At 42.9% G+C, this 23,820-nt stretch carries 21 protein-coding genes; 10 read left to right on the forward strand and 11 right to left on the reverse strand.

Annotated features, from left to right (window positions below):
* Positions 1-106: 106 nt before the first annotated feature.
* From FQ083_RS08310 to speB, 5 genes are all read right to left on the reverse strand, one after another.
* Positions 107-238: an aldehyde dehydrogenase family protein gene (locus FQ083_RS08310; protein ID WP_149409525.1), complete on the reverse strand. Its 132-nt coding sequence runs from the start codon at positions 236-238 to the stop codon at positions 107-109.
* The gene (locus tag FQ083_RS12940; RefSeq protein WP_410477361.1) at positions 239-352 is read right to left on the reverse strand and encodes an aldehyde dehydrogenase family protein; all 114 of its coding nucleotides are present in this window, start codon (positions 350-352) and stop codon (positions 239-241) included.
* A gap of 236 nt (positions 353-588) precedes the next feature.
* A complete protein-coding gene (locus tag FQ083_RS08320) occupies positions 589-1,995 on the reverse strand; it encodes a YjiH family protein (protein ID WP_149409526.1) in 1,407 nt (468 codons plus the stop codon).
* 136 nt (positions 1,996-2,131) lie between these two features.
* Complete coding sequence (locus tag FQ083_RS08325) at positions 2,132-3,874, reverse strand: 5-guanidino-2-oxopentanoate decarboxylase (RefSeq protein WP_149409527.1); 1,743 nt, start codon at positions 3,872-3,874, stop codon at positions 2,132-2,134.
* A 119-nt stretch (positions 3,875-3,993) separates the two neighbouring features.
* Positions 3,994-4,962: an agmatinase gene (gene speB, locus FQ083_RS08330; RefSeq protein WP_011513879.1), complete on the reverse strand. Its 969-nt coding sequence runs from the start codon at positions 4,960-4,962 to the stop codon at positions 3,994-3,996.
* Between the two features lie 228 nt (positions 4,963-5,190).
* Between speB and FQ083_RS08335 the strand changes: the two genes are divergently transcribed.
* Positions 5,191-6,111, forward strand: coding sequence for a LysR family transcriptional regulator (locus FQ083_RS08335; protein WP_149409528.1), 921 nt, complete (start codon positions 5,191-5,193; stop codon positions 6,109-6,111).
* 32 nt (positions 6,112-6,143) lie between these two features.
* On the opposite strand, the gene nhaC is transcribed toward FQ083_RS08335, so the two are convergent.
* The 4 genes from nhaC to hppD all read right to left on the reverse strand — a co-directional run bounded on the left by nhaC (position 6,144) and on the right by hppD (position 10,284).
* A complete protein-coding gene (gene nhaC, locus FQ083_RS08340; RefSeq protein ID WP_149409529.1) occupies positions 6,144-7,568 on the reverse strand; it encodes a Na+/H+ antiporter NhaC in 1,425 nt (474 codons plus the stop codon).
* Positions 7,569-7,660: 92 nt separating this feature from the next.
* Positions 7,661-8,002, reverse strand: coding sequence for a 4a-hydroxytetrahydrobiopterin dehydratase (locus FQ083_RS08345; protein ID WP_149409530.1), 342 nt, complete (start codon positions 8,000-8,002; stop codon positions 7,661-7,663).
* Positions 8,003-8,097: 95 nt separating this feature from the next.
* Positions 8,098-8,973 carry a phenylalanine 4-monooxygenase gene (phhA, locus tag FQ083_RS08350; RefSeq protein WP_011513883.1) on the reverse strand — a complete coding sequence of 292 codons (876 nt, stop codon included), beginning with the start codon at positions 8,971-8,973 and terminating at the stop codon, positions 8,098-8,100.
* A 204-nt stretch (positions 8,974-9,177) separates the two neighbouring features.
* Complete coding sequence (hppD, locus tag FQ083_RS08355) at positions 9,178-10,284, reverse strand: 4-hydroxyphenylpyruvate dioxygenase (RefSeq protein WP_011513884.1); 1,107 nt, start codon at positions 10,282-10,284, stop codon at positions 9,178-9,180.
* A 154-nt stretch (positions 10,285-10,438) separates the two neighbouring features.
* Here hppD and FQ083_RS08360 point away from each other — a divergent pair, with 154 nt between their 5' ends.
* The 4 genes from FQ083_RS08360 (at position 10,439) to FQ083_RS08375 (ending at position 14,990) form a co-directional block, all read left to right on the forward strand.
* Positions 10,439-11,368 carry a LysR family transcriptional regulator gene (locus FQ083_RS08360; protein WP_011513885.1) on the forward strand — a complete coding sequence of 310 codons (930 nt, stop codon included), beginning with the start codon at positions 10,439-10,441 and terminating at the stop codon, positions 11,366-11,368.
* A gap of 188 nt (positions 11,369-11,556) precedes the next feature.
* Entirely contained in the window at positions 11,557-12,753 is a 1,197-nt protein-coding gene (locus FQ083_RS08365) for an aromatic amino acid transaminase (protein ID WP_011513886.1), read from the forward strand.
* Between the two features lie 255 nt (positions 12,754-13,008).
* Complete coding sequence (gene fahA, locus FQ083_RS08370) at positions 13,009-14,298, forward strand: fumarylacetoacetase (protein ID WP_149409531.1); 1,290 nt, start codon at positions 13,009-13,011, stop codon at positions 14,296-14,298.
* Positions 14,299-14,414: 116 nt separating this feature from the next.
* Entirely contained in the window at positions 14,415-14,990 is a 576-nt protein-coding gene (locus FQ083_RS08375; RefSeq protein WP_149409532.1) for a VOC family protein, read from the forward strand.
* 64 nt (positions 14,991-15,054) lie between these two features.
* On the opposite strand, the gene FQ083_RS08380 is transcribed toward FQ083_RS08375, so the two are convergent.
* A complete protein-coding gene (locus FQ083_RS08380; RefSeq protein ID WP_149409533.1) occupies positions 15,055-15,915 on the reverse strand; it encodes an IclR family transcriptional regulator in 861 nt (286 codons plus the stop codon).
* 172 nt (positions 15,916-16,087) lie between these two features.
* Here FQ083_RS08380 and maiA point away from each other — a divergent pair, with 172 nt between their 5' ends.
* Positions 16,088-16,732 (forward strand): maleylacetoacetate isomerase, encoded by a 645-nt coding sequence (maiA, locus tag FQ083_RS08385; protein WP_198010350.1) that lies wholly within the window; start codon positions 16,088-16,090, stop codon positions 16,730-16,732.
* Positions 16,733-16,836: 104 nt separating this feature from the next.
* On the opposite strand, the gene FQ083_RS08390 is transcribed toward maiA, so the two are convergent.
* A complete protein-coding gene (locus FQ083_RS08390; protein ID WP_020443706.1) occupies positions 16,837-17,082 on the reverse strand; it encodes a hypothetical protein in 246 nt (81 codons plus the stop codon).
* A gap of 562 nt (positions 17,083-17,644) precedes the next feature.
* Between FQ083_RS08390 and dinB the strand changes: the two genes are divergently transcribed.
* The 4 genes from dinB (at position 17,645) to FQ083_RS08410 (ending at position 23,700) form a co-directional block, all read left to right on the forward strand.
* A complete protein-coding gene (gene dinB / locus FQ083_RS08395) occupies positions 17,645-18,760 on the forward strand; it encodes a DNA polymerase IV (protein ID WP_149409534.1) in 1,116 nt (371 codons plus the stop codon).
* A gap of 125 nt (positions 18,761-18,885) precedes the next feature.
* Entirely contained in the window at positions 18,886-20,103 is a 1,218-nt protein-coding gene (gene queA, locus FQ083_RS08400; RefSeq protein ID WP_149409535.1) for a tRNA preQ1(34) S-adenosylmethionine ribosyltransferase-isomerase QueA, read from the forward strand.
* A gap of 120 nt (positions 20,104-20,223) precedes the next feature.
* Positions 20,224-22,029, forward strand: a complete 1,806-nt coding sequence (locus FQ083_RS08405) for a FimV/HubP family polar landmark protein (protein ID WP_149409536.1) — start codon at positions 20,224-20,226, stop codon at positions 22,027-22,029.
* Between the two features lie 51 nt (positions 22,030-22,080).
* Positions 22,081-23,700 (forward strand): FimV/HubP family polar landmark protein, encoded by a 1,620-nt coding sequence (locus FQ083_RS08410; protein ID WP_149409537.1) that lies wholly within the window; start codon positions 22,081-22,083, stop codon positions 23,698-23,700.
* Positions 23,701-23,820: the final 120 nt, after the last annotated feature.

Consider the following 23,820-nt stretch of genomic DNA (forward strand, 5'->3'; position numbering starts at 1 on the left):
GTGCTTACAATGCATTTATCACAGCAACCCACTTGCTTGTCATGATTTTGTATTGGCTTAAAAAAGCCTCCTTATTGGAGACTTTTCTGTGTACAGATTTTGAGCATTATTGCAGTAACAAGACATGCTTGCTCTGTTGATAAGCCGATAGACCACCTGCGCCCAACTCTCGACCAATACCACTTTGCTTAAACCCGCCCCAGCCTGCTTCTGCCAATACTAAGCCTTGCTCATTTATCTAAATACGACCTGCTTGGATTAATGTCACCTCAGAAGGTTTTAACAGTATGGTACAGCCTGCAGCCAATGCAGGGGCTAATTTCCAAGAGTGGTTACCATTGCAAAATTCCACGGGACAATAAGCGCATAGATATCAACGGGTGTAAGACTGATAGGCTTGAGTAGCGACATCCACTGCCATATCTACGTGGGCTTTTGTGCTCAGTCTGGTCTTAGTAATCACCTCTCCTAAATTTGGGTCATATAATGCATAAGTATCTTTCTCATCATCTCGGTCTACCGCTTCAATAGCTACCTTTAATCAGGCACAACCGACTGCTGGCATAGCATTACGCACAAGCACATTTTTTAATACAACAGATGCGCCACGGTAGTAATAACCACTAAACTGATCAGCGTGCGCAGAATAAAAATCATAAATAGCTCTAACACGTTAAGCTTGATGTTTGATTTTAAAATCAGCGCACCGACTTCAGACATATAGATAATCTGGGTAATAGAAGCTGCGCCAACGATAAAGCGCGTCATTTCACTCTCGATACTTTTACCGACCAAAGCAGGCAGATACATATCGGCAAAGCCCATAATCATCGCTGGAGCCGCTTCAGTAGCCTCTGGAATTTGCAGCAATTCAAGCACTGGTACGAGCGGTGACGACAACCAATTAAATACCGGCGTGTACTCGGCTAAGCCAAGACCGATGGTACCGATAGCAAAAACCACCGGAATTAAGCCAAAATAGATATCAAACAAGTTCTTTAAGCTGTGTTTAAAAACTTTACCCAAGCTTGGCATAGAGTGCGCGCGCGTAATTGCACGGTTGAGCGCCCATTGATAGGTGGTGTACTGAGCCGGAATCTCCTCATCAAGCATGCTTTTGCCAGAGTGATAAGTATCAGGCTTTAGCGACAGTGGTGGTAGGCGCGGCATGATAATGGCAGCAATAAAGCCCGTTAAGGCAATGGTCAGATAAAAATATACAAAGTTATTGTCAACGCCGATGGTTTTGGCTACCACATAGGTAAAAGCGATGGAGGTGACCGAAAAAGTCGTTGCGATAATGGCTGCTTCGCGCTGACTGTAGTAGCTTTTATCGTACTCTTGCATGGTGACAAGCAAACCGATAGATGCGGCGCCAAACCAAGAAGACATAGCATCGACAGCTGAGCGACCCGGCAACCGGAACAGTTTGACAAACACCTTACTCGACAAGGTACCCAAAAATTCCATCAAACCAAAATCGGTCAAAAACGGCAATGATAAAATGGCAAAGAAGAACAAAGGAATCAAAATCGGAATCAGGTCTTCAAAAATCACGCCGCCAGTATTGCGGTTGATAATAAACTCAGGTCCGATTTGTAGGTAAATCATCCAAACAAACAGCGCCCCTAAAAACCACGCGGCTAGCCAAAACAAATCAACATCAAACAACTTTGCGCGCATAGAATCTGCTGGCATATTAGGCTTCAAAACTTTGACCGCTAATGCCCCTAAAAAGGAGACTGTAACAATCGCTAATGCAGCATAAACAACATAACCTCCGATCAATGCTTGCAAGGTATCGGTCAGTACGCCCAATAAAATAGTTACCTTGCCGTCCCATTGAAACGGGATGATAAATAACGCAATACCCAATGCTGAAAACAGCAAGAACTTCCACATTGCGGCGCGCCACTGTGCGCCTTGCGGGGTCTCTGACACACTAACATGATTGCCTAATATGGGCTGCTGCGACTTATCGATATAATTCGTCATTTAATCCTCCTTGATAGGCGACGATCGCCAAATTTCTTTCTTTCGCTATCCAATCTATCCATAGATTGAGCGAATTGAGCAAATAGTTGAATGCCGTTTTGTTAGTTATTTTTCGTGTAAATGACGCTTTAGTACATTAGCTAAAGCAGATAAACGTCTTACCCATTTCAGTCAAAAATTCATCAGCTTCATCAACTTCATAAATCATCGGTTGTGTGCCTTTGATGTCTTCTTTTAATGCGTCGAGCAGTTGCTGTTTGGCTGTAATTCTGCGATAACCTGCGCCAAATCCTGCTGCTAATGGCTCAAAGTTCGGGGTTTTAATATTGACCCCAATCAGTGGCAAGCCGCCCTCCTCCATATAACGGCGAATCTCACCATAACCTTGGTTGTTCCAAAGGAGGACAATCAATGGTAGCTCAAGCTCGGCGGCGCAGATTAATTCTGCGATGGTAAACTGAATGCCACCATCGCCAATCAGACTCACAACCGGCGCTTTTGAGCCAATCATGGCACCAATCGCGGCAGGCAAACCATAACCCAAGGTGCCAAAGCCAGTCGATGAGTTAAACCATCGACGCGTGGCTAAAGCCTCAAAACCAAGGTTGCCACTATAAACAGGCTGGGTTGAATCGCCAACGAAAATGACGTCTTTTACTTCATCTCGAATCAGCTGTAGCAGTGCGTTTTGACCAGCAAAATTTGGCGTCATTTTTTCTATCAACGCTTGCTTTACTTTTGCTACTCTCACGAGGGCTTGATGATTCAGCGGTTGATTTTCTAAGCGCGTACATAGACCACTAATGGCCATTTGCGCATCAGACAATAGCGCAATATCTGCTCTAAACGGACGCTGTAATTGCTGAGCATCGCAGTCGATACGAATCAGCGTACCATTGATTTGGAACCCACCATTAAAGAAAACGTCATAATCAGTCTCGCCAAGCTCAGTACCGATCGCCAATACTAAGTCGGCCTCGCTAATGACGGCGCGACCGGCGTCTAATGACTGATTGCTACCCAAACTCAACGGATGAGCAGGTGGCAGTAAACCTTTGGCATTGATGGTCAAAAAGGTGGGCGCATCGATAAGTTCTGCCAGTTTTTGCGCGTCATGATTAACATCAACGCAGCCACCGCCATAGAGCAATACTGGATTTTTTGCGCTTTTAAGCTGCTCAATAATCAAATCCAATTGCGCAGGATGAGGTAGCGGTTTGTTTGCTTGTAGTTGCGCCAAAATATTATTAGCAGATTGGCTGTTTAGAGAAGCATTTAGCTTATTTAGCTTAGGCGGCTTGGCGACATGACTGGCATCGGCGATAATCACATCAATAGGCAGCTGGATATGCACTGGCCCCGGACGTGCACCATTGAATAAGGCAAAAGCTTCTGCGATGACTTTGGGTAACGACTCAGGCTTCCAGATGGTTTTGCTCGTAAGCGTAACCTTACTGACCATACCTTGCTGATCATGCAGCTCATGCAAGTGACCCTCACCGCTGCCCGTATCTGCCACTTTATTGACACTAGAGATCACCAGCATCGGTATAGAATCCGCCAATGCTTGCGCCATGGCAGTCATAATATTGGTCATGCCCGGACCGGTAATGATAAAGCAAACGCCAATCTTGCCCGAAGCGCGGTAATAGCCGTCAGCCATAAAGCCTGCGCCTTGCTCGTGACGCGGTGTCACGTGGCGAATATCGGTATTGGGCAGGCCACGATATAGCTCGACCGTATGTACGCCCGGAATACCAAATACCGTCTCCACCCCGTAATGCTCTAGCCACTGTACGAGTAGCTCACCACAGGTTAGAGATGAGGTAACGGGCGCGGAATTTGGCAATGAAGAAGGCGTTTGCAGAGAATGCGTCATGAGTTAATCATCCTAAAAATTCAATAGCAATTAAATAAGTCGTTCAGTATCAAATCCAAGCTAAACCCAAACTGACCTTTAATTCCTTGTAAAGAGCAGTTTGGGTTTATAAATTATTTTCAATAAATGGCTTTAACCTTATCGTCATAGCGCACGCCCGGTAGGATACATAGCATCTCAAATAGCAGGTTCGCGGCTAGTACCGAGGTGTTACCAAACGGGTCATACGGCGGTGACACTTCTACTAAATCGCCACCAACTACATCAAGGCCACGCATACCGCGAATGATTTCGATACCTTGCGTTGACGTCAAGCCACCGATTTCAGCGGTTCCCGTACCCGGTGCAAACGCAGGATCAATCCCATCGATATCGAAACTTAAATAGACAGGGCCAGCGCCTAATTTTTCGCGCACTTCTGCCATTAATGGTGTCAGTGATTTATACCAACATTCTTCAGCAGGTACTACGCGAAAACCTTGCTCGGTTGACCAATCAAACTCTTCAGCACTATAACCCGTACCACGTAAGCCAATTTGTACCACACGATTACCATCGATTAAGTTTTCTTCGACAGCACGGCGGAATGGCGTACCATGGGCAATTTTTTCACCAAACATCTCATCATTGATATCAGCATGCGCATCGATATGCACCATACCAACAGGGCCATGTTTTTTGGCGAGCGCACGCAAAATAGGCAGTGCAATCGTATGATCGCCGCCCAACGTTAGTGGAATAGCGCCATGACTGACGATTTTATCAGTATAGAATTTCTCAATAATATCGACGCTTTTTAGTAGGTTAAAGGTATTGATAGGCACGTCGCCAATGTCAGCGACCTGCAAAGACTCAAAGGGAGCCGCGCGAGTGGCGACGTTATAAGGGCGAATCATGCGTGACTCATCGCGAATCTGGCGTGGTCCCAATCTTGCACCGCTACGGTTTGATGCGCCAATATCTAAAGGCACCCCAACGAATGCCACATCCAGTCCTTCAGCATCCGCCTGAGTTGGCAGGCGCATCATAGACGCAAAGCCGCCAAATCTTGGCATGTCGTTGCCACTTAATGGTTGATTGAATTTCATCACTCACATCCTTGTATTGATTCGTCAAAACAGACAATTTGTCTATATTACTTTTTGTCTATGTCACTTTTTCTATGGCTCTGACAATACCTAAATATCAGAGGCGAGACCATGGTAAAATTTAGAAGTAAACTTCTAATTTTTCGTAGTAACTTTGATTTATTCGTTATTTATAGAAGTTTTATAAAAAAATCGGTTAAGACAATGAATACAGGGACATGACTTTCGATGCTAGATGAATTGATAAAAATTGACATCAAAACCCTGCGGAGCTTTATGGCCATCGTAGAGTGCCAAGGCGTGACCGCCGCGCAGTCACGCTTAAATGTTACACCCTCTGTCATCAGCGGTCATTTGACCCATTTAGAAGACCGCTTGGGTATGACGCTCTGTCATCGTGGACGCGCGGGTTTTAAGCTCACCGAAGACGGTGCCGCGGTTTACGAGGCTTGCTTAAGTTTTACCGAAGCGGTGGCAAGCTTTCAGCATCAACTGCATTATATTCGCCAATTAGATTCGGTGCGTGGCGGTCATATTCGATTATGTTTGATCGATCAGATGCCAACGGTTTTTTATGATGCGTTACGTCAGTGCTTAGCAGCAAGCTATCGTAATAATCCATTGATACATTTTTCTATCGATGTGCAAAGCCCTGAGAGTATGCTTGATAAGCTTTTAAGTAATGAAAGTGATATTGGCGTGGGATATTTTGGTAGCTTCCCACCCCTATTAACTTTCCAGCCAGCATTTATCGAAAAGCAAGTGGTTTGCTGTGGACGTGAGCATCAGCTATTTTATGAGGCGGAAGGTTTAACCTTTGAGGGTTTGGAACAAAACTATCCATGGATAAAACGAGGCTATATTACTGATTTGAGTATCAATCATGTCCGCCCAAAAACGTTAAGCGCCACCACTTACCATATGGAGGCGACCGCGCAATTAATTTTAGCGGGTCATCATGTCGGCTACTTGCCCAATGATTTGGCAAAGCGTTATGAAGAGATGGGGATGATGAAAATACTACTGCCCAATGAGGCAAGTTACGAGGTCAAGCATCATTGGGCCTATCGAGAAAACTTACATAAGCATGTCGCTGATTTTTTAGAGCAGATGATTAGCCTATTACGAAAAAACCCCTTTAAAGAATGAATATTCTTTAAAGGGGTTTATGTAGCTGTTGTTTAATTAACTGCTTGTGCTTTTTGATGCTTACGGACGCTAGACCCATCTTTGCGCGTAATCGTTATCCCTGTAAAGCCAAACAATATCGTCAGTAGCAGTGATAAATAACAGAAGAATGCATAAGGTAGATAATCAAGCACTGGCACACCTAACGCTTGGCTGATAAACACACCGCACACACTCCATGGTACAAGTGGATTGATCACTGTACCGGCATCTTCAATGGTGCGCGATAGGTTTTTTGGATGCAAGTTCAAGCGCTCAAACGTCGGACGAAATGCCGTACCCGATAAAAGAATACTCAAATACTGCTCACCGATGAGGACATTGATACTGAGTGCTGACATGGCAGCGGCAAAAATGGCGCGTCCTGCTGTCGTTAAATTGTCTTTGATACCAGATAACAGTGCTGGCAAGATACCCAATGCCGTCAACAATCCGCCTAAACTCAGCGCCAATATCACGATGGCTTGAGTAAAGAACATACTTTGCACACCGCCACGCGACAGCATACCACCCACTTCACCAAGCTCCAATGACTCTGCGGGTGTATAACCTGCAAAGAAATAACCACCCAACTGCCCAACGTTTGGCGTGCTATGCATATAAGTAATGATAATTGCCACAGCAATGGTACAAATAATGGTGTAAATGGCATTAACTCGAAATAGAGCTAGCGCAATCAAGACCACAAATGGCAATACCGCATAACCATGTACCAAACCACTGTCAATCAATTGTCCTTTTAGCACCGTTACTTGACTTAAATCTGAGCCAGCCGTCTGTCCTGAGAAAAACCAAAATAATATAACCGTCAATATCCATGCCGGCACTGTGGTATACATCATATTGCGTATATGCTCGAACAAATCGATGCCTACAACTGCTGAAGCAATGGTACAAGTATCCGATAATGGCGACATTTTATCACCAAAAAATGCCCCTGATACCACAGCGCCTGCCGCTATCGCAACGTTAGCATCAAAGGCATCACTCATACCAATGAAAGCCACGCCAAGCGTCGCAGCAGTCGTCAAACTACTGCCCAGAGCAATACCGATAATAGAGGTCAACACAAAGGCGGAGATATAATAATACTGCGGAGATATCAGCTCAAAACCAAAATACATTAGTGTTGGAATGGCACCAGACATCATCAAAGCGGCGACCATCAAGCCGATAAAGAAGAATAAATAGATCGCACCAATACCGCGCATAACGCCGGATGCCATTTGCGCTTGCATGTCATCAAAACTTAATCCTTTAAATATACCAATGCCTAGCAGGACACAGATAGTGAGGATTAATGATAAATGCGGTACCCAGCCAAAGCCAATCATGGTAACGCCCATGATAGCAATGACAATGGCTGAAATCATAAATGCCAGTTGCGGTGAGATTTGGGTTAAAATTTTTGGAGGCATCACACATCCTTAGAGTGCCAGTAGAGTCTGGCAACAGGGTTTGATTTTAGGGTGACAAGTTTAATCAGTTGCTAGCAGTATTGATACTCTGATTATTTGGTGAGTAAGCTGTCGGTCTTGGCTGCCATGACAAAATCATTGCGATGCAAACCTTTAATACTGTGCGACCACCAAGTGACTGTCGCCTTGCCCCACTCTACCAATATGCCCGGATGATGCCCTTCTGCCTCAGAAATCTCAGCAAGCTCATTGGCAAATGCCATTGCTAAGACAAAGTTCTTAAATTTATATCGGCGCTGTAATTGCTTGATGCCATCGATTTCAATCAACGTCCACTCTGGAATTTGTTGTAATAACTCTGTTGCTTCGCTGTCGCTGACTGTCGGTGCGCCAATACGGCAGGCTTCACAGCTGGCTTGTGATAATGTCGTCATGATAATATCCTTTTATATTAACTATTAGTTTTTTAATGAATGTACGTCCGTGTTGACGTTGGTTCTTTTACTACTTATAAAAAATGCACTATCTATTAAGCCGTCTTAATAGCATATGTTGGCTCAAACAATCCTAAGCTCATCGCCTTTTTTACAGCGCCCATAATGTCGCTATTCACGATATCAAATAACGTATCCAAATCGTCAATTGCATAATAGATAGGCTGAATTTGATCAATACGGTAAGGCGTGCGCAATACGTCAATCAAATCAAACGCACGACAGTCCGGATCATCGCTTAGGGCATAGATGGTTTCAGACGGTGAGCTTAAAATGCCGCCACCATAAATCTTGCGGGTTTCTTTGGTCGCGCCCATTAGACCAAATTCGATGGTGAACCAATACAGGCGTGCTAAATAAAGACGTTCTTGCTTAGTCGCATTGAGACCAAGCTTGCCATAAGTCTCATTAAAAGTTGCAAAAGCAGGATGGGTCAGCAGCGGACAATGCCCGACGATTTCATGAAAAATATCTGGCTCTTCGATATAGTCCATATCATCAAAGCGGCGGATAAAGGTCGCAACCGGAAAGCGTTTATCAGCTAAGAGTTTGAAGAATTTACCGAAGCTGATTAACGCCGGTACAGCAGCGGTTTGCCAACCAGTACTGGCTTGCAATACTTCATCAATATCTTGTAGTTGTGGAATATGCGTTGCTGGTAACTTGAGTTTCTCTAAACCCTCAAGATAGGCTGAACTGGCACGATTGGGTATTTGCTTGGCTTGACGTTCAAGCAGTGCTTGCCACATCGCGTTTTCATCGTCACTATAATGAATATGACCATGATTATCTGGCTGGCGCGATACGTAAGGTTGCTTCTTCTGAGTTAAATGATGAGTAGAAGCTTCAGTGCTTAACGAATTGCTACTGAGAGGCTTTATGTACGCAGTTGTCTGGTGACGGCTTTCCATGCCTAGTTTCCTTATATTGCAATGAGTCCAATACCTTGGTATCAGTCATTTGCTTTATTCACTTTGTCTGCCTCGCTTTTAACGTTTATTATTAATAGCCGAGTAACAAAGGTAATAAGGACAAGATAAACCCCTTTCATCTTGCCCTTTTGATACTTGTTTAAAAGTGCTTTTTTAAAGGCACTCTTAAGAAATCTCTGAAAATTATGGCGCTTCTGTCTCTATCTCTGTCTGACCAACCATGCCGCGGCGTACTTGATCGCGCTCGATTGATTCAAACAATGCTTTAAAGTTACCTTCGCCGAAGCCTTCTTCGTAATCACCTTTGCGCTGGATAAACTCAAAGAATACTGGGCTGCCTAAGATGGTTTCAGAGAAAATCTGTAGTAGCAGACGCGGAACATCGCCCTCCGTCGTGCCATCTAACAAGATACCGCGCATCTGCAGCTCAGAGATATTCTCGCCATGACCTGGTAGACGCTCATCAAGCATCTTATAATAAGTATCATTTGGTGCCGTCATGAGTGGAATACCCATCTCTCGCAATTTGTCGATGCTAGACAATAAATCATCACTCAATAGCGCGATATGCTGGATACCTTCGCCATTAAATTGCATCAAGTACTCTTCGATTTGACCGCCGCCCTGCTTTGACTCTTCGTTCAATGGGATACGAATTTTGCCATCAGGTGCAGTCATCGCTTTACTGGTCAAGCCAGTGTATTCACCTTTGATATCGAAATAACGGATTTCGCGGAAGTTAAAGATACGCTCGTAGAAGTCAGCCCAGTAAGCCATGCGACCACGGTAGACGTTATGCGTTAGATGGTCGATGACTTTGAAGCCAAAGCCTTTTGGATGCTTATCAACATCAGGCAGATATTCAAAGTCGATGTCATAAATAGAGTTACCAGCGGTAAAGCGGTCGATAAGATAAATGAGCGAGCCGCCGATACCTTTGATCGCTGGCAGACGTAACTCCATCACCCCTGTTTTCACATCGACTGGTTCAGCACCGTTTTCGATCGCTAAATCATAAGCTTTCTGGGCATTTTTTACACGGAAACCCATGCTACAGGCGCCGGCACCATGCTCACCTAAAAAGTAGCTGCCATGGCTTTTTGGCTCACGGTTTAATATGAGATTGATGTCTCCTTGGCGAAACAAGGAAACATCTTTTGAGCGGTGATTGGCGACATGGGTAAAGCCAAGGTTGCGAAACAGCTCTTCGACAAGCTCAGGCTCTTGTGAGACGAACTCAACAAAATCGAAGCCTTGTAGACCCATAGGGTTGTCAAATAAATCTGCCATTGTCATCATCCTTAATTGCAATTGGTGGTATAAAGCGCTAAAAATTAGCAAAAAATAAGTTTCATCAATCATTCCTATTGACGATTCATTTATATTAGATTAGCTTGATTTATAAGACTAATCGTATTTTTTGATTTATTTATCAGGTTTACTTATGAATATCAGCATTCGCCAACTTACCGCTTTTATCAAAGTCGCTGACAACGGCAGCTTTACTCGTGCCAGCGACCAGATGCATTTGACCCAATCTGCGGTCAGTGGATTGATAAAAGAGCTTGAATCTAGCCTTGGCATTGTGTTGTTTGATCGCACTACACGCCAGCTGTCGTTGTCGGCAGTTGGACGGCATCTATTGCCGCAAGCTCGGCGCATCTTAAATGAGATGCAGCTGTTTGAGAATGAAGCCAGTAGCTTAACGAGCTTAGCGCAAGGTCAAGTCAGGCTCGCCGTATCACAGTTTGCGGCCTCCTCTATGCCAGCGGTTATCGCTCAGTTTGCCAAAGAATATCCTGAGATTAGCGTGTCTTTGCTTGATTGCTCAGCAGAAAATGTCTTAGAACACATTCAAAACATTGAGGTGGATTTGGGCGTGGGCACTGAGCTTGAGTTTATGGACGCTGAAGATGACATCAGTGCCGACTTGTTATATCAGCTGCCATTCTGTGTGGTCATGCCTGATAGTCATGCGCTGGCACGTAAATCTGAGATTGTTTGGCAAGATTTGATTGATACGCCGCTTATTACCCTGCAAGGTCCATTTATTGAGCAAGTGACCGCAGAGCTTGATGAGCGCATCGCAAACCACATACAACAAGCACGCTATAAAGTAAATTTTATGTCGACGGCGCTCGAGATGACCCGTCAAGGCTTTGGTATTACCTTGTGTCTGCCTTATATGCCTGAGGTGATAGACTGGGTCAGCGCTAATGGTTTGCAGATGCGACCTTTGACGCAACCTGTCAAAATGCGCCGATTCTTTATTTACCAACGTTCATCGCGAGCTTTATCGCCGGCGAGTATCGCTTTTAAGCATTTTTTGCAGGGCTACTTTGCGACCCATTTTGATGATTTGCAAAATATTTAACAGCCAGCTTTCTACCCTTTATCAAAACAAGTCAGACGATGATTCAAGAAAATGGCATCACTAGGCAAAAAAATGCATGAATTGGTGGGGATAATGGAATCTAACATTGAGTTAATGCCCAAACTGGTTTATGCTTTTTAGCGCCTCAACTTATACCTTTGTACTTATATCCCTTGTAAGGAAAACACATGTTTGAACGTATCGATTACTATGCCGGCGACCCAATCTTAGGATTGATGGACAAATTTGCAGCCGATAACAACCCAGATAAAGTCAATTTGGGTGTCGGTGTCTATTATGACGAAGATGGCAAAATGCCAGTACTTGAGTGTGTAAAAACCGCTGAACAACGTATTGCTGACCCTATCTCGCCGCGTCCGTACTTACCAATGGCAGGTTTACCAGGACATCGCAAAGGCTGTCAAGAATTGCTGTTTGGTAAAGACGCTCAGATTTTACAAGATGGCTTAGTGGCTACTATCGCGACCATCGGTGGCTCTGGTGCACTAAAAGTCGGCGCAGAATTCATCCACGAATGGTTCCCGCAGTCTAAGTGTTACGTGAGCGACCCTACATGGGGCAATCACATTGCTATTTTTGAAGGGTCTGACGTCGAAGTCGGTAAATACCCGTACTACGATACTGCTACTGGTGGCATCAAATTTGATGAGATGATCGCGTTTTTTGAGACATTGAATAAAGATGATGTTCTGCTGCTTCATCCTTGTTGTCATAACCCAACGGGCGTTGATTTGACTCGCGAGCAATGGGATCAAGTCCTAAACGTCATTCAAGCACGCGAGCTGATTCCGTTTATGGACATCGCTTATCAAGGCTTTGGTGAAGATATGGACAGCGATGCTTACGCGATTCGTAAAGCCGTCGATATGGGTCTGCCATTGTTTGTCAGCAACTCATTCTCTAAAAACTTATCGCTATATGGCGAGCGTGTCGGTGGTCTATCAGTCGTGTGCCCAACAGTAGATGAAACTGATCGCGTCTTTGGTCAGCTGAACTCTACGGTACGTCGTATCTATTCAAGCCCGCCATCACATGGTGGTCGCGTGGTTGATATCGTTATGAACGACGAAGCCTTGCATGAGCAATGGGTTGGCGAAGTATATGCGATGCGTGACCGTATCAAATCTATGCGTACCAAACTCAAATCAGTATTAGAAGAAAAGATCCCAGGTCGTAGCTTTGATTACTTGACCGCCCAGAACGGTATGTTTAGCTTTACAGGTCTAACGCCTGAACAAGTTGCACAACTACAAAGCAAGTATGGTATCTATATGGTATCGAACTCACGTATGTGTGTTGCTGGCTTAAACAGTACCAATATCGACTATGTTGCCAATGCAATGGTTGACGTTTTAAAAGATTAATTCCCTCATCGCTTTTATTAACATATAAACAAAGGCTAAGTATCGTTACTTAGCCTTTTTTCATGCGTTGGATTTCGTAATGGTGATATTTTTAGCAAAAACAATAACCAAATAACTTTTAGTCTCAGTCAAAACTCAATCAATTTATAGAACGAGCACATAAAAAAACTTGCAATCGATTACGCTATAAATTACATTATACGTAAGTAGTTAATTATAACGTAATTTAATATTCGCTTTAGCAAGGAGCCGATCATGTCAACGATTGACAAAAACCTCTCATCTTTCCTCGATATCGCAACCGATTCTGACTTCTCTATTCATAATCTGCCTTATGGCATTTTTAGTGACAGCATCGACGGCAAACGTCGCGCTGGTATCGCTATTGGCGAGCAAGTATTAGACTTATCAGTACTTGAAGCTGAAGGGCTATTGAGTTTAGACGGTGGTTCATATTTTGATCAAAACACGTTAAATGCCTTTATTGATTCTGGTCGAGACAATTGGAGCAAAGCGCGTAAAACGATTCAAACGCTACTCTCTAGTGATTGCGATACTTTACGTGACAACACAGATTTGCAGCAAAAAGCCCTATTTCAACAATCAGACGTCATTATGCATCTGCCGGTTCAAGTACCTGGCTTTACCGATTTCTATTCGTCTAAAGAACACGCAACCAACGTCGGTACTATGTTCCGTGACCCAAGTAACGCCTTACTGCCTAACTGGACTGAGATGCCAGTAGGTTATAACGGACGCGCCAGCACCGTCATCGTCAGTGGTACAGATGTGATACGTCCATCGGGTCAGCTAAAACCCAATGCCGATGACCGCCCTATTTTCTCACCTTGTAAGCGTCTGGACTTTGAGCTTGAAACGGCATTTGTCGTTGGCAAAGGTAATAATATTGGTCAACCAATTGCCGTAGATAATGCTATTGATCATATTTTTGGTATGGTTTTGCTAAACGATTGGTCAGCTCGTGACATTCAAAAATGGGAATACGTGCCGTTAGGTCCATTTAACGCCAAAACCTTTGCCTCTGAAGTGTCTCCTTGGATTGTGACGATGGAAGCCTTAGCACCGTTCAAGATGCCATGCCCAACGCAAGAACCAAAGCCGCTTGCTTATCTGAACGAAAAAGACAGCAATAATAGCTATGACATTCATTTATCAGTAGAACTATTGCCTGAAAATGCTGAAGAAGCTACGGTGGTTTGCGAAACCAATTTTAAATATATGTACTGGTCAATGGCGCAGCAGTTGACTCACCATACTATTACTGGCTGTAAAGTAGAAGTTGGCGATATGATGGGTTCAGGGACTATTTCAGGACCGACGCCTGATTCTTATGGCTCGATGTTAGAGATTGCGTGGAATGCGACCAAACCAGTGACCCTAAAAGGCGGCGAGACACGCAGCTTCATCGAAGATGGTGACACGGTCATCATGAAAGGCTATAGCGAAAAAGACGGTATTCGTGTTGGCTTTGGTGAAGTACGCGGCAAAGTATTGCCTGCCCTTACCTTCGATTTTGACAAATAACAGTCGGACATAAACCAGCTGTATAAATAAACGGCTCACACTGTCAAATAGTTATTATCTATTAATGATGCTCTGACAGTGTGTTGAATCGTACGCCCTATCAAAAGGAGTTTGATATGAGTTTTAAAATTGAAAAAATCCATCATGTGGCCTATCGCTGCAAAGACGCTAAAGAAACCGTGGAATGGTATAAAAAATATCTGAATATGGATTTCATCCTAGCATTCGCTGAGGATCATGTACCTTCGACCAAAGCCTTTGACCCTTATATGCATGTGTTTTTAGATGCGGGCAATGGCAATGTATTGGCATTTTTTGAAGTGCCTAATCAGCCTGAAATGGGCTTTGACCCTAATACGCCAAGCTGGGTACAACATCTAGCGATGAAGGTAAAAAACCGTGATGCCTTAATGGCAGCTAAAAAGCATTTGGAAGAAAACGGCATCGACGTGGTTGGTGTGACGAATCATGGTATCTTCCATTCTATCTATTTCTTTGATCCAAATGGACATCGTATGGAGCTTACTTACGATGATATTACCTCAGAAGAAAAAGTTTCAATGATTACTGAAGAGATGAAGTATGAGATGCTGGACGAATGGTCACGTACCAAACGCGCACCCGCTCATACCCAGTTTCTACATGCAGAGGAGCTGGCTGAAGCACGAGAAGTCGCGCCTGCTGGTGAGTAATATTTTTTAGCGTTTAGATTATTCTTTATAAAATGGCTAAGATAATTTTTAGCTATTTTACGAGCTACACTATTTGATAACGCTGTGCAATTGCTAATATTTGCTCGACCACATTATGCTGCTCACTCATGGGCAACTGCTCTGTGGTACCAATGATAGTAATGGCATACTCCAAAGACAAACTTTCAACAGATAGTTTGTCTTTGTCATATAGATTCGCAGTGGTTGATAGCTGCGGTATGATAACGGGAATAGTAATCGCATTAATCCCCATTAACATATCACCAGTAACAGTCGCATAGCCTTGGGTTCGAACTTTCGCTCGCAACTGGTTAAAGTGCTGCCATTTCTCTGTTATTGCTTGCTCTTGCTTCGCCTGCCATTCTGCGATGACCAAGGGTTTGATAATGGTATCTGGCTGATAGCTTGCGAACAAATGACCTGTCGCCGACGTGGTCAAGGGCATACGCGATCCGATACGAGTAATAATACTAATAGCGCTATCTGGTTCAACAGATTGAATGATAATAGGACCTTCGCTAAACCATTTAGCGATTTGTACACCGCAATTCAGCGTGTCTTTAATCTCATTAGCAATATACGTCAGACGATCCAATATATTATTTTGATTAAACCCATTATGACCTACTGCTCCTAGCGCACCCATTGCATGAACTCTATCACCAAGTCCATAACGTCCATCACTGAGCTGGCGAGCATAGTGTTTACGAATAAGACTGACCAAATAACGGTGGCACTTTGCTGGATGCATTTGCATGGCTTGTGCAATATCTTTTAGCATCATTGGCTCGTTACAATCGATGAGCACGTCTAATATCGACAGCCCAATCTCAAGCGATTGTACGCCGCCTTGGTTTTTATTCATCGTAGGAATATTTTCTATCAGGTTTTCAGCTGCTGGCATGGTTTACTCTGTGAATGATTAACTGAATGCGTTATCAATACAATATTAGAAAATTGAAATAAAGACTTAATGTCATAATAGGTATCTTTTACTCTTTAAGACATTAATAAGCTCAGTAATTATAACCCTTTATCTTACTCACAACACAGCATAATAAAAGGAATGCACTATGATGACACTTTATGGCTACTTTCGCAGTAGTACCTCTTACCGTACACGTATCGCAATGAATTTAAAGCAGTTAGATTACGATTACATTGCGGTTAATTTAGCAAAAGATGAACAATTAGAAGCCGTCTTTCAATCTATTAATCCTCAAGGCTTGGTACCCGTCGTACAAATAAATGATTTATGGTTGTATCAAAGTCCTGCTATTTTGGAGTGGTTAGAAGAGGTCTATCCTGAGCATCCTCTGTTGCCCAAAGACGCAGCAGGTCGCATGCAAGTACGGGCTTTGAGCGCTATGATTGGCTGTGATATCCATCCGCTAAATAACCGACGTATTTTGCAGTATCTGCGTAATGAGCTGTCAGTAGATGAGGATCAAGTCATGGCTTGGTGCCATCGCTGGATGAGTGAAGGTTTTGACGCTCTCGAAAAACGCTTGGCACAAGACAAAACACGCGGTAAATTCTGCTATGGCGACAGCCCTACTTTTGCAGATTGCTATCTGATTCCGCAGGTCTCTTCTGCCGAACGCTTCAAGGTAGATCTCAGTGCTTATCCAAATATCGTTGCGATCGACGCCCACTGTCGAACATTAAAGGCTTTTGCCGACGCTGACCCTATGGTGCAGCCTGATGCACCAAATGCTTGATATAAGCTGCAAAAAAGCCTCCGATTTAGGAGGCTTTTTTCTGGAAATATAGTGGTGCTATTGCCATTTATACTATTTAACTTAAAGTATGAAAAATAGGCTATTCAAATATTCATATCAGATTGTGTTGCAGCCACTGTTTTTATGGGTACTGCGAACAGCCAAGCCGTACCACAATTACAGTAAAAACAGCCATCTTTAAATTCGACAATATAAGCGGTAAAATCGTTACCACAATGATCCATCATCGCTTGTTCATCACTGTCATCATCGACTGCGCACCATATTTGTTTGTCGCCTCGTGCAAGCAATGCGCGTGTTAAATCACTTCCTCTCAACTCATTATTCATACCCAGCTCCTTAACTTCTCTCACCATAGTTTGAGCTATTCGTCATGAAATATAGGGTTTTCTATACTGATATTTATTAATGATCTTTATCGTTGCTAAAGCGATGAGCTTGATATAAGCGATGCAAATCCATTTGCTACTCATCTGTACTCATCAAACATTATGCCTATATTTAACGATGATTTACCTTTCTTGCTCTATCTATAAACGCTTTGTATCCTAGCTGTCTTATTGTAACGCTATGCAAGCAAAAGTGTAACAACCAGATATAGTATTTCCGATGAATGGTCAAGATATGAATATGAACGGTCAGTACAATTAAAAACACTACTAAGTGTCATGCATATTTATCAGATTTGGCACCTTATAATCTAATAGTTCTTTGAGTATTATCGATTAAATGAACGATGATGCACTATCGATATTAAATTTTTAGAACAGTTTTCAGTAGTTAAAAACTCTAATGAAAATCTTGTTTTTTATCAATCTATGTAACACTTCTCACTTTTTGATTGAGTATTAGAGACCAAAATCGGTGCGAAAAATCAGGTAAAATAGTTTTATGACTATACATGTTCCAACAACAAACACTAAACCTGACGTTAGCCAATCTAACCTTCGCAAAATCATTCATATTGATATGGATGCTTTTTATGCCAGTGTAGAACAGCGCGATTTCCCTGAGCTACGTGGCAAGCCATTGGTGGTTGGCGGCGATCCCAATGGTCGGGGCGTGGTTGCGGCAGCAAGCTATGAAGCTCGTAAGTTTGGCGTACGCTCCGCCATGTCATGCTATGAAGCCAGAAAGCGCTGTCCTGACGTGATATTTGTACCGCCGCGCTTTGATGTTTACCGTGCTGTTAGTGTTGAGATACGTCGTATCATGCACAGTCTGACCCCACATGTTGAGCCGTTATCATTAGATGAAGCCTATTTGGATGTTACTGGATTGTCTGTTCATCAAGGCTCAGCCACATTAATGGCAAATTGGTTACGAGCGCAGATTTTAGAACAAACGGGTCTAAACGCCTCTGCCGGTGTCTCATTTAATAAAATGCTGGCGAAAATTGCCTCTGATATTAATAAACCTAATGGCACAGCGGTCATCACGCCAGCGGATGCTGATGCCTTTATCAGCACTTTGCCTATTGAACGCTTCCACGGTATTGGTAAGGCAACGGCCAAACGCCTGCATGCAATGGGTGTTAGTAACGGCGCTGACCTTCGGCGTACGCCAGCTGCCATACTAGTCAATGAGTTCGGTAAGCGTGGACAGTTTTATCATGATATCGCTCATGGACGTGATGAGCGTGCGGTCAAGTCTGAGCGTACACACAAATCGGTGGGCTCTGAGACTACGTTTAGAGATAATTTAACGGATAATAATGAACTAAAAATACAAATCTATGAACAAAATGCTGATGCCTTTAGTCAGCTGCACAAAAAACAGCTTATTGCCTATACTATTACTCTAAAGGTCAAATACTCAGATTTTACTCAAGTCACGCGCTCGCATACCTTATCGACGGCATTTGATAGCGCAGAATCCGCTCACTTTTGGTTAGATAAACTCTTTTTGGACATTCCGCGTGCCCTTCCTATTCGATTGGTTGGTGTGACATTTTCTTCGCTCACATCTGCCATGCAAGTCACGCCACAATTAAATTTATTTGAATGATTTTTCGCCTGAATTCTTTAGAGAGCTTTCCTAAATAAAAAAGTCCTGCTTAGTAAAACATTCTTTCATATCCTCATTTCTGCTACAATTGCTCTCAAAATTCCCACCTATCGAAAGACTTTCTTATGACTGATTCTGAACCTCAAACCTTAAATAATAACTCTGAAATTACTGCCAGTCATAATGACGATATTTTAGAGTATCTAAGTGTTGATGATTATGATTATGAACTGCCAGACCAGCTGATTGCCCGTTATCCATTGGCACAGCGCTCCGCGTCAAAGCTACTTTATTTGCCTGCTAACAATGCTAATCGTCAGGTTGGAGTTGAAGATAAGCTGTTTTCTGAGTTGCCAGAATTACTTAATGCAGGCGACTTGATTGTTTTTAACGATACCAAGGTGATGAAAGCGCGCTTATTTGGTCAAAAAGATACCGGTGGAAAGATTGAAGTATTAATAGAGCGTTTGGTCGCTCTATCCGACTTAAATAGCGCGGATCTAGACACAATAACGTCAAACTCTGACATCATAGACATGAAGGTTATTGCAAAAAAGCATATCGCTCTTTGTCATGTTAAAGCCAGTAAAGCGTTGAAGCTTGGACAAGGTCTTGTACTTGCTGATGGTCATATGACTGGTGTCATGATTGGACGCCAAGATAACTTATTTATTGGGGCTTTTGATACGCCCATTCTGCCTGATTTAGAGCTATATGGTGAGCTGCCTATTCCACCCTATTTCGAACGCCATGCCGATGCGACCGACAATACTCGCTATCAGACTGTTTTTCATGACCCTGCTAAGCTTGCCAGCGTCGCTGCCCCGACAGCAAGCTTACATTTTGACGATATTGTATTAGAAAAGCTGGCGGCAAAAGGTATTCAAACCGCTTTTGTTACACTGCATGTCGGCGCAGGTACTTTTGCTCCGGTAAAAACAGAGAACCTGCTGAATCATACGATGCATAGCGAATATGCACACCTGCCTCAAGCCACTGCCGACCTTATCAATCAGACCCATGCCAATGGCAAGCAAGTCATTGCTATCGGGACTACTGTCACACGTGTCCTTGAAACGGCTTACCAACAAACCGCATTCGATGGACAGCCACTTTCTGGCTGGGCAGGTGATACAGAGATTTTTATATATCCCGGTTTTGAGTTTGGCGTCGTAGATAAGCTACTGACCAATTTTCACTTGCCAAAGTCTACATTGCTGATGCTAGTATCCGCATTTGCGACAAAAAAATCTATCGAAGAAGCTTATCAACATGCTATCGAATCCGAGTATCGGTTTTTTAGTTATGGTGATGCCATGCTGCTTGATAAAAAAGTTGACTGATGTGTGTAAATATTAAGCATGCAATTGAACTATTGGTCACAACAGCAGTGGAATAAACTGGTAAACTAAACAGTATTTTGTTATAACAACACAGACAACTTTTACTCCAAAGGGCTGCATATGTCTTGTCATTTATCTTATCGCTTGACTAGCATACATCGCGCAGTATCGATGGCATTGTTTTATTCAATAAGTTATGCAGCCTTAGTATCTAGCGCCCAAGCAGCGACTATCGGCAAAACAGTTGTTATTTCAGCTCAGCACGAACCTTTAGTTGCCAGTATTATGGTCACTGATATTGAAAACGCTGATTTTTCAGCCAGTTTGGCAAATTCTGCCATTTATCAGCAAATGGGTCTAACCCCAACTGATTCCATGATCGTACGCTTTCATCCGACTTCAGCTACAAGTGGTCAAGTTTTTATTACCACCACCAAGCCTATGTCCAAACCCTTTGCCGATGTGATTCTAGCAATTAATGATGGCGATCAGCGTAATGTTATTCCAAAAACATTACTGATGCCGCTTAATGATAGCTTACCGATTGCGACTTCTAAAAATATCGTAACAGGCGCAAAAAAGCCTAATTTACCCGTGGTTTCTACAACTAACGCGCAGCCATTGACGGTTAGAAATGGTGCACCGCCACCTTTATTGTCATCTGGTTCATCGAAACCTACACTAAAGGCTGCAACATTACCCGAGCGCAATGTTCAATCGCCTAATATACAAGTACCTGTTATTCAAACGCCAAGTATCCAAGCGTCAAGCTCACAAATACCAAGCGTTCAGGCAACGACTATACCCTCTGGCTTACCAACAGCAGTTGCAACAACGACACAAAGCAATGTCACAACCTATGCGCCTAGCCGTTTAGAAAACGGTCGATTAAATAATCCTATTGATGTGACAAAAAATAGTGTCATGGCGGTCGCAAATAATGACAATAATACAGCTTTAACCGTCTCCTCAGATAGTACGCCTTCTGCTGCTAGAGAGATTGATAAACAGCTCGATATTTTAAACATACAAATTACTCGTCAGATACAGCCGAAGAGTCAAAGCAATACAGATATGATGGTTGCTAGTCCTATGGCGCCTAAAACCCTGATTCCGAATGAAGCAGCTTTCACCAATAAAAATAAAGCTATTATCCCAAATGATAGTAATAATATGGTCGCTACAGCCCCTCTCAATAATATTCCCCCTAACTCGAATACCTGGCAGAAAGCAGTGACGCCTAAAACGTCGGTCGCAGCAAAAAACACTTCAAGCCAAGTATCAGATAAGTCAGCTAGTAGCGAGATCAATTATACCGTGCAGCGTAACGACAACTTGTGGGTGATTGCACAGCAAATCGCAGAGAAGAACAATATCGACGTTCAAACCGTCATGAAAGAAATTCAGACGCAAAATCCTGACGCTTTTATCAATAGAAACGCCAATCAATTAAAAGCAGATGCACAGTTGAGTTTACCTAATTATGATGCGCTACCTTCACAGCAAAAACTTGAAGCTGCTATCAGTGCTCAAAGGCAATATAGAGGCGCCAATACACCTGTCGCAAAAAAACCAACTGCATCAAATCCTGTGTCCAAAGGTGACAATACGCAAGCAACAAAACATACTGAAAAGCCGGCGACCACTAAGACTCAAATTTTACCAAAGGCGCAGTTTTCTGTCCTTGCTCCCGGTCATGAAGGCAGCGCAGATGGCACTAAAACCAAAGCAGGCATGGCAACGGGCAATGGACTTAGCACTGAGGTGTTAGACCTGCTTAAATCATCAAGACAAAGTACCGCTTCACAAGCGCAGCAGTTATCAAAAACTAGTGGTACGCTTGAGAGCTATACTCGCAAATTACAATTACAAAATCAAAAACTGGCTGAGCTGCAAGCTCGTCTCAAAAAATTACGCAATCAATAACTGCCTAACAGATCAATGCAAGCAGCTCTGATCGTAGGCGTGGGAGTAACTATGGACAATATGCTATATATCATCGCCGGATTGGTGGTTATTTTACTTGTTGCGGTCTTGGTCATGCGCAAAAACAAAGCGCAAAAGCCATCAGAGCATTTGAGTACAAATACTGGCAAAATTGAGCCCTTATCGAAGCATGCTGCTTCTAGAAGTACGCCTACTCAAACAGCTATCAATCATGAGAAAAAGTTTGATCATATTGAGATTGCTCAACGTTTTATGGACCAACAGCGCTATGATAAAGCGATTGAAACGCTCAATCGCGGCTTAAGCGAAAAGCCAAATGATAGCCAATTATCTCTCAAGCTCCTTGCGGTATATGCCACGATAGATGAGTCTGAGAATTTCAATAAAGTCTATGATGCTATCAAAGCAAATAATGATGACAAAAGTATCGCACAAGCTGATGAGTTAAAAGCTTTGCTAACTGAAGAACAAAACCAAGTCGATAAGCGAGCATTGCCAGCAGATAATAGTCAAAGCGCTGAATTTGAAAGTTTAGATTTTGATCTACCGACCAATAAAGCCAGCAGCAACAGTCCAATCCTTGATACTAATACGGTTCAAAATGTTGAATACAAAAACGACTTGTCAGAAGCAACGAGTGAAACCTTAACGGCTTCGAATGCTTTTGATGATAATAATTTCGATCATATTGAGCAAGCGTTTGATCTTAGTCTGAGTGATTTAGAAGATGGCACTAATAAACCTGTCCATACTAGTAATAACCCGGCACCTGTCACCACGCTTGATGTAGTAGATGAAGATATTTTTGCGCCTGCAACTGTGGTTATAGACACTGACAGCGACACTGATAATAGTCCTAGTACTGACAGCGATTTTGATTTTGAATTATCTGAGCACAGTCTTGCATCTACAGAGGCTCCCACCGATGACGCTACCGACGATAGTTTTAACAGCAGCTTAAATGAGCTATCATTAGAAGATGACTTTTTCTTAGATTTAAACAGTGATGACGATACCAATAACGTTATCAATAATGCACCTGCTACAACAGAGACAACTTATTTAGATGATGACCATCTGACCTTATCTTTACACAGTGATGATGTGTCGAATGAGACGCCAGAGCAAATAGAAATTCAGCATTCTATTGTCGAAGATAATTTTGAAGATTTTAGTTTCGAAGATATCAGTATTGAAGATGCAAATATTGAAGATATAAGCGCTGAAGAAATAGATATCATAAAAAATGAGTCCGACGCTTCTAGTACTGCCCCTACTACGTTGAGATTCGGTGATGATACGGTCATAGACGATGATTTTGACTTTGATTCTTTATCTTTATCAGAGTCTACAACAGCAAGCACGCCAGTTGAAGTTGATAGCGAATATGCCAATACTCATCTCGACAATGCTATTGATATAGCTCCTGCAGCTGACACTAGCAGTACTGAAGATTTTTCGTCACGGTTCGCAGCAGATTTTGATTTTGTTAAATCGTTAGACAGCAATCAAGTCACACTAGATTTAGCAGGTCAATACGTGCAATTTGGCGAATACGATAGTGCCAAACGCCTACTCAATGAAGTCATTGCTAAAGGCAATAGTGAACAGCAGCAACAAGCACAACGATTGCTTGATCGCACTGCTTAAAATGACTGGTGTGATAGCGAGTATTCTAGCCACTTAGAATACTCGCTGAATGTATAATAATGATGTTTTTTCTATCTCTTCTCTAGCAATGATTTCTCTTTCAATAATTCTGCTCTATCG

The organism is Psychrobacter sp. ANT_H59 (assembly GCF_008369225.1).
Lineage (GTDB): Bacteria > Pseudomonadota > Gammaproteobacteria > Pseudomonadales > Moraxellaceae > Psychrobacter > Psychrobacter cryohalolentis.